The following is an 11,100-nucleotide window of genomic DNA, read 5'->3' as shown; positions in this document are numbered from 1 at the left end:
GGGGGCATTGCGCCCCCTGATCATTAAATTCAGTCTTTCTTTTTGCCTATGGCGGAGAAAAGATTACACAGCTCACCCAGGCCATAAATCGAGCCAAGTAACACGGCTATCATTACCGGCACCAGGACCACCACGGTTGCCAAACTCTCAATCATCTCTAACATCGTCGTCACCTGGTTTTTAAGCAGAGAAAAGCCTTCTCAGAAAAGAAATATTTCCCTGAGTTTTCTTAAGGTTATTGTTGCTTGATTTCAATCTGTGATGCAGATCACACCATAACATCGCTAATGTAACTTACACAGTTGCATTACCGCAATACAAAAAAATGCTCTTTCCTGCAAGCCGATTGTCCCTCAAGCCACGTGCTCAAAAACGCTGCGCCATCCTGGCAGAACTCCCAGCAGCCCTCTCCTGCACGAATCAACGCCCTGGTTTTGTTCATATTGAAAACAGTGGCTTGAACGCTATGCCTGGCATGGCGTATTTATTGTCAGTGGCTTATTTTGGCTGGTGGTCTGTGGGTTTATTTGGTTTCTGAGTTCACTTTAAGACAATCATTATAAAATAACTTCAATACCCTCTCTTGAGGGCAGAGGGCCCTGTCTCTTCCCCCTAATGCAAACCAAGGCATGTCGTTGTCAATTTCGCTCGTAACTCGTGTAGATCTGCTGGCCAGTCCTGTTAACCGGCCCAGTGCCGGTGACATGCCATTGTTTCAGTCCTGCAGTCAGGCTGTTCATTTTATCGTCATAAAGAATGCAGGAAGCCGTTCGGCAAAATCCGAATGCTAAAAATTAAGAATATTTACCTATTCTAATTTCTTTCGCAGGAATACATTCATCTCAACTTTTACCGGCCGATTAATCAGTGCTTTCTTTGTCTGTTAATTAGGCAACTTTACCAGGAAACTCTTATGAACATTAAACGTGCTGCAGGCGTAATGGTTGTTATCATGGCAACGCTTTCCGTGACTGCATGCGGGAATATGTCTCACCGCGATCGCAACACTGCTATTGGCGCCGGCGTAGGTGCATTGGGTGGTGCAGTATTGACCGACGGCAGCACGCTGGGGACCTTGGGTGGTGCAGCGTTGGGCGGCATCATCGGCCACCAGACCAGCCGCTGATATTTACAGCAAGAAATATCAGTTTCAGGTCGGTTATTGTCTGTTTAAAGTAATCGACCTGAAATCTATGCCATTCCATTATTTATTAATATTAAAGAAACTCAGTAGTGGTTTTTATTACCCCTCATAAAACCCAATCAGAATAACATTTCGGGTCCTACCCGCACACTCCCTCACCTTTCCATGACCTGACAACTGACCTTTCGTGAGCAATGTTCGCTTTATTCGCACTGCTATTTTTATTTCTTGACTTACACCATGTCAGGATTATAGTTCCAATATTAAATGTGGAACAAAGTTTCACATTTGAAACTTACTCAAAGTTAAAATAATAAATACTTAACCAAAACTTGTCTCATATATAAAACCCAAGCAACGCTTCCATTATTTTATGGCGGAACGCGCTCGTTTTTAAAAAGTCAGTATTGATCAGGGGAAAACCATGCGTAAGGCCATCATCATAACTTTACTCTTATCACCAATGAGTTACGCAAATACCATTACACCAAGCAAGGATAATCTCGTCACCGGATCGCCGGTAAAAAAGAGCAGCCCGATATTTCCTCACCTTCATTGGCAAAGCACAGATAATAAGAAAAACATCGATATCGGTGGAGCATTACGTGCCAATTACCGCTATGAGGATTGGGGTAGTAGCAATTATCGCAACCCGCCGCACTTGCGTTTTGATGCCTTCCGCATCGACACCAACGCCAATTATAATGACGCATTCTTTGATTCTGGTTTTTGGTTTCAGGATCACCGGAAATACGCTATCGACCGTGCTTATGTCGGTTATCACCTGACTGGCAACTCGGACCTACAGCTTGGCGCGCCTTTCAAACCCTTTGGTTTGCAACCCTATCCGCAGTTTGGTTGGTCCTACGGCATCCCGTTTTACCTCGGTTTCGGTGTTAATAACGGGCTGGGTGCCAAATATCAATACCATGACAATGCTTGGGCGTTCGATGCAGCCTATTTTCCCCGCATGATGCCGGCAGGCGTGCGCTATGCGCCGGAGGTGGGCAATTATGACGATCTGAAAAACACCAACTACGGCTCGCAGCATTTGCAATCCAACGAGAAACGCGACCAGGTTAACCTGCGTCTGACGCGTGAGTTCCATCAGGGTGACTGGAACAACGAGCTCGGCGGCTCGCTGGCGGGCTCCCGGCTCTATAATCATGCCACCGGGGATAATGGCTCTTTCTTGGCGGCAGGCCTGCACGCGTTGGTGAACCACGCCCCATGGCATCTGTCGACTCAGGTTATCCGTTATTCTTATGATGCCAAGGGGCCTGAGGGGGCAAACAACTCGGTGATTTTAATGGGCGGCAACGGCCTGACCCCAGCCTATTTGATTCCGGCCCAGGCCACTACCGCGTCGATTAACCTGGCACGCGATGTCGAAGTGCCCTGGGGACCGGTAAAAAAACTGCGCTTTTATAACGACTACAGCATGCTGTGGAAGGATAAGGACGGCGGGTCAGACTCTAAAATGAATACCCTGGGAGTACAGATCTTCGCCATGCCGGTGATGGTTTGGGTTGATTTGACCTGGGCGCAAAACGCCAACCCCTGGGGTGGCGCCGAAAACGCCACCGGCTGGACCAGCACCCAGTCCTCCGGCAGCAATAAATGGTATTTCCGTTCCAACGTGAACATCGGCTACTACTTCTGATCCGCTCGACAAGGCCTGCGCCCCCTCCATCGAGGGGGTTTTGTGTCACCCCTTAACCTGAGATACCACATTCAGCGGCTGGGCATCAGGCAGGATGTTCATATGCTCCAGTACCTGGGCCATAATTTTGCCGAACACCGGGCCGGCCACCGAACCACCGAAGTGCTTACCGGCTTTCGGGTTGTTGACCATCACCACCAGTGCCACCTGAGGATCGCTGGCCGGGGCCACACCGGCGGTGTAGTTGATATAACCACCGTCGTATTTCCCGTTGGTTCCCATTTTCTCGGCGGTACCGGTTTTAATCGCCAACCGGTAACCCGGCACGGCGGCGCTGAGGCCACTGCCGCCCGGCAAGGCGTCACTTTCCATCATATGCACCACGGTTTTTACCGTATCTTCCGGCAGAATGCGTTGTCCCATCACCGGTGGAGTGACCTTGGTGATCGATAAGGGTCGATAAACCCCATAGGAACCGATGGTGGCATATTCACGCGCCATTTGTAGCGGCGTCACACGTAGCCCATAGCCAAAGGAGAAGGTTGCGCGTTCGATATCCGCCCAGCGCTCACGGTGCTGCGGCAAGTAGCCGCTGCTCTCGTTACCGATGCCCAGATCGGTTGGCAGCCCCAGACCAAAACTTTTGTAAACCGCCGGCAGTACGGTGGCAGGCAACGCCAGTGCGATGTGTGAAACGGCAATATCACTGGATTTTTGCAGTACGCCGGTAATGGTCAGCTTCGACCAGTGGCCCACGTCCTTGATCAGGTGACCGTTGACCCGGTAAGGCGTGGTATCCAGCACGGTATCCGGCTTAATCAAGTGGTGCTCCAGCCCGACCATCACCACAATCGGTTTCACCGTGGAGCCCGGCTCGAAGCTGTCACTGCTACACAGGTTACGAATGTCTTTCGTTGGCGTATTGGCATAGTTGTTTGGGTTAAATGACGGGTAGCTGGCCATGCCCAGCACTTCGCCGGTATTCACCTTCACCAACACCGCACAGCCGGAGTCGGCCTGATTCGCCACCACACCGTCGCGGATCTGCGCATACAACACGTATTGGATGAATTTATCGATGCTCAACGTGACGTTCGGCGGTGGCACAGGGTCGACGTTTTTGATCACGCCAATCACCGCCCCACTGCCATCCTTCTGGTAGACGCGGACGCCGTTCTTGCCTTGCAGCAGGTGGTTAAAGCCCAGCTCAATGCCTTCCAGCCCCTGATTGTCCTGCCCGACAATACCGATCAACCCGGCGGCATCCTGACTCATCGGATAAAAGCGGCTGAAGTCCTGCTCCGTGCTGACACCGGTTAAATGCAGCTTGCTGATATAGTTGGCATTATCATCTTCAACCTTACGCGCCAGATAGACAAATCGCTTATGGGCGTTAGTCTGGATTAGCTTCTGCACCTCGGTCAATGGCATTTTCAGCACGGTGGCCAGACTCTGCCAACGTTCATTAGTCAGATCGGTATGGGTATCGAGAATATGCTTGGGATCCAGCACAATGTCTCTTGAAGACACGCTGACGGCCAAAGCTTCACCATTGCGATCGGTGATCATCCCCCGGTTGGTCGGCAGCACCTGGGTGCGGATCGAACGCTGATCCGCCTGGTCGGCCAATTGCTGATGCTCCAGCAATTGTAAGTAGCCGACCCGGAACGCCAGCAGGAAAAAGCACACCAGAATCCCGGCGCAAATCCAGCCAAAGCGAAGGGTGGAATAATTTTTACCGCTTTTTTTTGTTGATGGCGCCACTGTTAACCCTGCGTTTTTATTAAAGTTATGTAATGATTTCAGTCTACCCTGACAAAAATCTTTAGAAGATTGCAGTTTGTAAGAAAGTAAAAACAAACGCGTTTACGGTTGCACGTCCGCACTGTCGTTTAACTCCGGTTTAACTTGCCGATCGTCCGCAGCCTGTGGCGCATTAGCCGGGTCGAAAATATGGTCGAGGATCGCCCGGGCGGTCGGCCCTGCAACCACGCCGTCACCGCCGCCGTTTTCCAAAATCAGTGCCATGGCCACCCGCGGATTTTTATAGGGGGCGAACAGCGTATAGAAGATATGGTCACGCAGCCGCACTGGGATCATCTTGGCGTTATAGGTCTGATTTTCTTTCAGACCGAACACCTGTGAAGTGCCGGACTTGGCGGCGATTTGGTATGACGCGGTGTGGAACAACTTGTAACCGGTGCCGTTCGGCAGGTTGGCCATGCCGTACATGCCGTTGCGTACGATGTCCCAATACGGTGATTTGGCATCACCAATCTGCGCGGTTTGTACCGGCGGCTGATAGCGGCTGACCCGGTTGCCCTGCTTCATCGAATACAGCAGATGCGGTGTTTTCACCTTGCCGTTATTGATCAGCGTGGTTAATGCCTTCACCATCTGGATCGGCGTGGCGACCCAATACCCCTGGCCAATCCCTACCGAGATGGTGTCACCCTGGTACCAGGGTTTTTTATGCACCCGCTGCTTCCATTCACGGCTTGGCAGCACGCCACGATACTCTTCATTAAGATCGATCCCGGTCGCCTGACCGTAACCAAACTGACTCAGCCAACTGTGAATACGGTCAATGCCCATTTCATATGCCACCTGATAGAAGAAGGTATCGGCAGACTCTTCAATCGCCTTGGTCACGTTCAGCATGCCGTGGCCGCTTTTTAGCCAGTCACGGTAACGGCGTTGGGTGCCCGGCAAGGTCCAGGTCGGGGCACCAAAGAAAGTGGTGTTGGGGGTGATCACCCCGGCAAACAGCGCAGAAGTGGCCATGTAGGGTTTCACGGTGGAGGCCGGTGGATACAGCCCCTGCGTAACGCGGTTAATCAGCGGTAAATCAGGGTTAGCCAGCAGAGACTTGTAAGCGGGATAACTGATGCCCTTCACGAAAGGGTTGGGATCGTAACTGGGGCTGGACACCATCGCCAGAATGCCGCCGTCACGCGGATCCTCAACCACCACCGCCGCACGCTGCCCCTTCAACACGGATTCAATGTACTGCTGCAACCGCAAGTCGAGCGTTAGATAGATATTCTTGCCGGCCTGCGGTGGCTGCTCCTTCAGCAGGCGTATCACCCGGCCGTGGTTGTCCACCTCCACTTCCTGATAGCCGGTGGTACCGTGCAGCTCAGACTCATAGTAAGCCTCAATGCCCTGCTTGCCGATATTGTGGTCGGCGGCGTAGTTCTCACTAAGGCCTTCTTTATCCAACCGTTTCAAATCACCGTCATTGATTTTCGATACATAACCCACCACATGCGCCAGCTCGGCACCATAGGGATATTCACGTTGCTGATAGGTATCGATGGTTACCCCGTCAAAGCGGTATTGATTGACGGCAAAGCGCGCTACTTCCGTTTCGGTCAGGCCGTTTTTTAGCGTCACCGGCTTATAGCGGCCATTGTGGTGCATGTCATCGCGAAAGGCGGTGATGTCTTCGGGGGTCAGATCGACAATCGGCGTCAGCTCTTGCAGCAGCGCGGTCATATTGTCGATTTTGCTGGGAATGATCTGGATTTGATACAACGTTATATTGCGCACCAGCGGGGTGCCATTGCGATCAAAGATCAGCCCGCGGCTAGGGGCAATCGGCACCATTTTAATGTCGTTTTGATTAGATCGCGTTTGGTAAAACCCATGCTGTTTAATCTGCAAACGGTACAGGTTGGCGACCAGTACACCAAAACAGGCGACAACCAGCACCATAGCCACACTGGCACGGCGGATAAACAGCATTTCCTCTGCGGAATGGTCACGAATTTTATCTTGTAATAGGGCCATGCGTGGCGAGTTACCTGTCTGACGTCACACTTTCCCAAGATAAATCAGGGCAGTGAAAAGTCGGCAAGCATAGCGTTATTGCCGAAGGTGCCCCATTAAAAGGTTGCTAATGAAATGACATAAATGTTTCAGCATGTTGGAATGTTACCAAATGCCGATTTTTCTCCCGCTCAGGGATTGAGCCGCCGTTTGCGCCAGTGCTACAATGTGACGCAGATCACATTATTCCATTTTTGCCCGCATAAACCTCCCGGCGCCCTGTCGGTTGCGGCTTTTCCCAAGGACCATGTTCGATGAGTGCCATTGCCACAGGTTTTATTATGATGCGCTGGGAGTTACTGAGCGCCGTTATGATGTTTATGGCCAGCCAGCTAAACGTCGTTTGCCGTAAGACCAGCCGCAACGGTATGGCATTTATGTTCAGCAGCCTGGGGTTGTTCACCACCTGCTGGTTCGTCATGGGCTTGATGGGCATCAGCTTCAGTCAGGAAGGTTTTGTGCTTTTCTGGTCCCACGCCTGGGACATGTATGTCGAAGTCGTCAGCAACACTCCCACCGACTGGCCCATGCCCTGAGCCTGAATGAACAGGCAAAGCGTGACCGTTTTGCCTGTTGTTGATCTTCTGTTTACCGCCGGTGGTAACATTCCGTTATTACCTAAAGGTTCACAAAATAAATAAAATATAAAGTAGCAGTCTAAGGCGTCTACCGGCTTATGCTGGCCCCAGACAACCTTGTCACACCGACGGGAAGGCAAACTTCCTGCCACACTTTCCTGTTCCCCCCTTAATTAATCCAGAATCCGGCTTAATAATTAACCGATGACTGGCCTGGCTGATGGATAGCCACGCGCCGCCATCAGGATGCGCCATGATTTCTCCCTCTGCCCGTATTGCCGACAACAGCGTGATTGAGCCCGGCGTGATTATCGGTGCCCGCGTGCGTATCGGCCCCTTTTGCTACATTTCTGCCGGCGTTGAGATTGGTGAAGGCACCTCAATCGCCTCGCATACGGTGATTAATGGCCTGACACGTATCGGCCGTGACAATGTCATCGGCCCGTTTTCCTCGATCGGCGAAGCCAGCCAGGATTTGAAATATGCTGGTGAGCCAACCACGCTAACCCTCGGCGATCGCAATCGCATCGGCAAATATGCCACCCTGCATCGCGGGACGCTGCAAGGCTGCCAGCGAACCATTATCGGTAATGACAATGATCTGCGCGACAATGTGCATGTGGCCCACGACTGTATCATCGGTGACGGCACTTACCTCGGCGATCACAGCGGTTTGGCCGGGCATGTTGAACTGGGCGATGCCGCCTGGATCGGCGCCCGGTGCGCGATACATCAATTTTGCATTATCGGTGCCCATGCGCGCTTAGACGACCACTCCCTGGCGGTGCAAGATCTGCCGCCTTTCGTATTGGCTGCGGGGCAGCGCGCCAAACCCGGTGGTGTACACCTGTCCGCACCGGCTTTTTTGGCCGCCGACCCGCAACAGCAGCGGGTGATTCACTCGCTGTATGACATGATCTACCACCGGGCCATGGCACTGGAGGACGTCCGGCAAGAAATCATTCACCTCAGCGTGGAATACCCGCTGTTGAGCCTGTTCAACGATTTTTTTACACGTTCGACGCGCGGTATTATCCGTTGATCAAAGAGGCCGTTATGCCACCTTATGGCAACGCACCGCCGTGCCTGCCAGATTGACACGCAGGTTTTGTGGCAGTTGGCAGCCTTCTCCAGCGTAGGGACAGCGCTCACGGAAAAAGCAGCCCTGGGGTAACTGGCGGTTGCCCGGCAGTTCGCCCTTGCGATCTTCAATGGTACTGTCGCTCAGCGAACGGCCGGCGCGGGGCACCGAATCCAGCAATAGCCGGGTATAAGGATGCTGCGGCTGGCGCAGTACCTGCGCGGTCGGCCCCAACTCAACGATTTGCCCCAGATACATCACCGCCACCCGGTCGCTCATGTGCTGAATCACCGAGACGTTATGCGAGATCAGCACATAGGTCAGGTTGCGCTGGCGTTGCAGTTCCACCAGCAGATTGAGGATCTGCGCCTGCACCGAGATATCCAGTGCCGAGGTCGGTTCATCCAGCACGATGATATCCGGCTGTGAGGACAGCGCACGAGCAATGGAAATGCGCTGGCGCTGCCCGCCGGAAAACTCGTGCGGCAACCGGTCAATCGCCTCCGGTCGCAGACCGACCTGTTGCGCCAGTTCTGCCGCCTGTGCTCGCCGCTGCATCACGCTGTTATGCTGCTGTACATACACAGGTTCGGTGATAATGCGCCACACCGGCAGACGTGGATCGAGCGACGACTGCGGATCCTGAAACACCATCTGCATGCCGCTGCCAAACCAGGAACCTTCGTTACGTGCACGCAACAGTTCGCCGCTGCTGGGCTTCAACAACCCCATCAGCAACTGCGCCAGCGTACTTTTGCCGCAGCCGGATTCGCCGACGATGCCCAGGGTTTCCCCACGCATGATATTGAGATCCAGCCCATTGAGCGCATGCACATACTCTCGCGGCTTACCGCGCCAGTTATAACTGGCGGGAAAGCGCAGCCGCACGTCGCGCAATTCCAGCAGCGCTTCAAGGTTCATTTCTTACCTCCAGTTCGATTGACTGCGGATGCCAGCAGGCCACCCGCTGGGTCGGTTCAGCGGCTAATGGCAGCAGCGACGGTGTTTGTTGGCACTGGGCGTCGGCGTGGCGGCAGCGGTTGCTGAAGGCACAGCCCGGCGGCAACGCACTGAGATTGGGTACCGTGCCGGGAATAGCCCGCAGCAGGCTGCGCGGTTCGGCGCGCTCCGGTGCCGCCAGCAACAGCCCGATGGAATACGGGTGGCTCGGGTGTTCAATCACTCTGGCGGTAACCCCGCTTTCAATCACGTGCCCGGCGTACATCACATACACCCGGTCACAAAGCTGCGACACCACCGCCATATCATGGGTGATAAACAGCACCGCCGTACCGCTGGCGCGCGCTTTCTGCTGTAACAAACGCAGCACCTGACGCTGCACCGTGACGTCCAGTGCGGTGGTGGGTTCGTCGGCGATAATCAGCTCTGGCTCACAGGAGAATGCCATGGCGATCAGCACCCGCTGGCGCATACCGCCGGACAGCTCAAACGGATAACGCTCCATCACCCGCTCCGCATCGGCAATTTGCATCTCCCGCAGCAGTTGGATCGCCTTGTCACGGGCCGCTGCCGCCGATAACCGCTGATGCAGGCGGATCACTTCACACATCTGGCGACCAATCTTGCGCGTCGGGTTCAGCGCGCTCATCGGCTCCTGAAAAATCATCGACACCCTGGCGCCCCGCAGTTGGCGCATTTGTCGCTCGCTGGCCTTCAGTACGTCGGTACCCAACATCTCCAGCGAACCGCCGGTCACGCTGTAGCCGTCCTCCGCCAGCAGACGCAGGGTCATCATCGCGGTCACCGACTTGCCGGAGCCGGACTCGCCCACCACGCCGACAATCTCACCGGCCTTAACCTGCAGTGAGACACGGTTAAGCGCTTTGACGCTGCCGCCGTAGACCGGAAATTCCAGTTGCAACTCATCGATAGATAAAACGGTAGTTTCACTCATCAGCGCCCCCGAGCTTTAGGATCCAGCAGGTCGCGCAGACCATCGCCGAACAGGTTGAAGCCGGTGGCGGTGATCAGGATCGCCGTACCGGGAAAGGCTGAATACCACCACTGGTCGAGCACATAGTTACGGCCGTTGGCCACCATCGCACCCCATTCAGCGGTCGGTTGCTGGGCACCCAGGCCGATAAAGCCCAGCGTAGCCGCCATCAGGATCGCGGTGCCAATGTCCAGTGACGCCTGAACCACCAACGGCGGCATTACGTTACGCAGCACATGCCAACCGATTAGGTGCCAGCGGGAAGCGCCAAAGGTACGCGCCGCCTGCATGTAGGCCTGGTGGCGTAGCGTCAACGTCTGGCCACGCGCCAGTCGGACATAAAACGGAATGCGCACCACCGCAATCGCCAGCATGGCATTGAACAGGCTGGGCCCGAGCGCCGCCGCCAGCGCCATGGTCAGCACCAGCGAAGGCACCGACAGCATGATGTCCATGCAACGCATGATCAACGCATCGACCGTGCCGCCGATCACGCCGGAGAAACAGCCAAGCAGCGAGCCAATCCCCCCCGCCAGCACCACCACTGCCAGCCCGGCGGCCACCGACTGTCGGCTGCCGACCAGCACCCGGCTGAACAGATCTCGGCCCACTTCATCGGTACCGAACCAGTGGTTGGCAGAGGGCGGCAGCAAACGTGCGGTAAGGTCAATCGCATCCGGGTTGTGCGGTACCAGCCACGGTGAGAACAGCATCAGGAACAGCACGACAATCATTATGGCGGCGCCCAACAGCGTCAGCGGGCTACGCCGCACCCGATACCAGGCACGACGCAGGCTGATAAAACGTAAGGTCGGTTGTGTCACCGGCGGTTGTTCGATTTGAGTCATC

At 54.5% G+C, this 11,100-nt stretch carries 10 protein-coding genes; 4 read left to right on the top strand and 6 right to left on the bottom strand.

The annotated features are described in order from the left end of the window. Positions 1-29: 29 nt before the first annotated feature. Positions 30-164, bottom strand: coding sequence for an AcrZ family multidrug efflux pump-associated protein (locus tag F8R23_RS03275; protein ID WP_099061955.1), 135 nt, complete (start codon positions 162-164; stop codon positions 30-32). Between the two features lie 749 nt (positions 165-913). Here F8R23_RS03275 and osmB point away from each other — a divergent pair. Continuing rightward, entirely contained in the window at positions 914-1,126 is a 213-nt protein-coding gene (osmB, locus tag F8R23_RS03265; protein ID WP_085116717.1) for an osmotically-inducible lipoprotein OsmB, read from the top strand. A gap of 442 nt (positions 1,127-1,568) precedes the next feature. After that, positions 1,569-2,807 (top strand): hypothetical protein, encoded by a 1,239-nt coding sequence (locus tag F8R23_RS03260; RefSeq protein WP_151415259.1) that lies wholly within the window; start codon positions 1,569-1,571, stop codon positions 2,805-2,807. A 45-nt stretch (positions 2,808-2,852) separates the two neighbouring features. On the opposite strand, the gene F8R23_RS03255 is transcribed toward F8R23_RS03260, so the two are convergent. Both F8R23_RS03255 and mrdA read right to left on the bottom strand, forming a co-directional pair. Beyond that, positions 2,853-4,571, bottom strand: a complete 1,719-nt coding sequence (locus tag F8R23_RS03255; RefSeq protein WP_129934708.1) for a penicillin-binding transpeptidase domain-containing protein — start codon at positions 4,569-4,571, stop codon at positions 2,853-2,855. Between the two features lie 102 nt (positions 4,572-4,673). After that, complete coding sequence (mrdA, locus tag F8R23_RS03250) at positions 4,674-6,599, bottom strand: penicillin-binding protein 2 (RefSeq protein WP_165367271.1); 1,926 nt, start codon at positions 6,597-6,599, stop codon at positions 4,674-4,676. Positions 6,600-6,892: 293 nt separating this feature from the next. On the opposite strand from mrdA, the gene F8R23_RS03245 reads away from it, so the two are divergent. Then, positions 6,893-7,174, top strand: coding sequence for a YjcB family protein (locus F8R23_RS03245; RefSeq protein ID WP_085116713.1), 282 nt, complete (start codon positions 6,893-6,895; stop codon positions 7,172-7,174). 295 nt (positions 7,175-7,469) lie between these two features. After that, positions 7,470-8,258, top strand: a complete 789-nt coding sequence (gene lpxA, locus F8R23_RS03240; protein ID WP_129934709.1) for an acyl-ACP--UDP-N-acetylglucosamine O-acyltransferase — start codon at positions 7,470-7,472, stop codon at positions 8,256-8,258. 12 nt (positions 8,259-8,270) lie between these two features. Here lpxA and F8R23_RS03235 read toward each other — a convergent pair whose 3' ends face one another. The 3 genes from F8R23_RS03235 to ddpC are packed head-to-tail and all read right to left on the bottom strand — an operon-like array spanning position 8,271 to position 11,099. Continuing rightward, positions 8,271-9,218, bottom strand: a complete 948-nt coding sequence (locus tag F8R23_RS03235; RefSeq protein WP_129934710.1) for an oligopeptide/dipeptide ABC transporter ATP-binding protein — start codon at positions 9,216-9,218, stop codon at positions 8,271-8,273. Beyond that, positions 9,208-10,212 carry an ABC transporter ATP-binding protein gene (locus tag F8R23_RS03230; RefSeq protein ID WP_129934711.1) on the bottom strand — a complete coding sequence of 335 codons (1,005 nt, stop codon included), beginning with the start codon at positions 10,210-10,212 and terminating at the stop codon, positions 9,208-9,210. The genes F8R23_RS03235 and F8R23_RS03230 overlap by 11 nt, the downstream gene beginning before the upstream one ends. Next, on the bottom strand, positions 10,212-11,099 hold the full coding sequence (gene ddpC / locus F8R23_RS03225) for a D,D-dipeptide ABC transporter permease (protein WP_112349988.1): 888 nt from the start codon (positions 11,097-11,099) through the stop codon (positions 10,212-10,214). The genes F8R23_RS03230 and ddpC overlap by 1 nt, the downstream gene beginning before the upstream one ends. Position 11,100: the final 1 nt, after the last annotated feature.

The sequence above is a fragment of the Serratia proteamaculans genome (genome assembly GCF_008830365.1).
Lineage (GTDB): Bacteria > Pseudomonadota > Gammaproteobacteria > Enterobacterales > Enterobacteriaceae > Serratia > Serratia proteamaculans.
The sequence above is the reverse complement of the archived record's forward strand: the minus strand, read 5'-3'. Positions and strand labels throughout refer to the sequence as shown.

Bases quoted from the DNA above. Each gene is read 5' to 3' on its own strand.
- mrdA (WP_165367271.1), bottom strand. From the start codon at position 6,599: ATGGCCCTATTACAAGATAAAATTCGTGACCATTCCGCAGAGGAAATG.
- ddpC (WP_112349988.1), bottom strand. From the start codon at position 11,099: ATGACTCAAATCGAACAACCGCCGGTGACACAACCGACCTTACGTTTT.
- osmB (WP_085116717.1), top strand. From the start codon at position 914: ATGAACATTAAACGTGCTGCAGGCGTAATGGTTGTTATCATGGCAACG.
- F8R23_RS03235 (WP_129934710.1), bottom strand. From the start codon at position 9,218: ATGAACCTTGAAGCGCTGCTGGAATTGCGCGACGTGCGGCTGCGCTTT.
- F8R23_RS03260 (WP_151415259.1), top strand. From the start codon at position 1,569: ATGCGTAAGGCCATCATCATAACTTTACTCTTATCACCAATGAGTTAC.
- F8R23_RS03245 (WP_085116713.1), top strand. From the start codon at position 6,893: ATGAGTGCCATTGCCACAGGTTTTATTATGATGCGCTGGGAGTTACTG.
- F8R23_RS03275 (WP_099061955.1), bottom strand. From the start codon at position 164: ATGTTAGAGATGATTGAGAGTTTGGCAACCGTGGTGGTCCTGGTGCCG.
- lpxA (WP_129934709.1), top strand. From the start codon at position 7,470: ATGATTTCTCCCTCTGCCCGTATTGCCGACAACAGCGTGATTGAGCCC.
- F8R23_RS03230 (WP_129934711.1), bottom strand. From the start codon at position 10,212: ATGAGTGAAACTACCGTTTTATCTATCGATGAGTTGCAACTGGAATTT.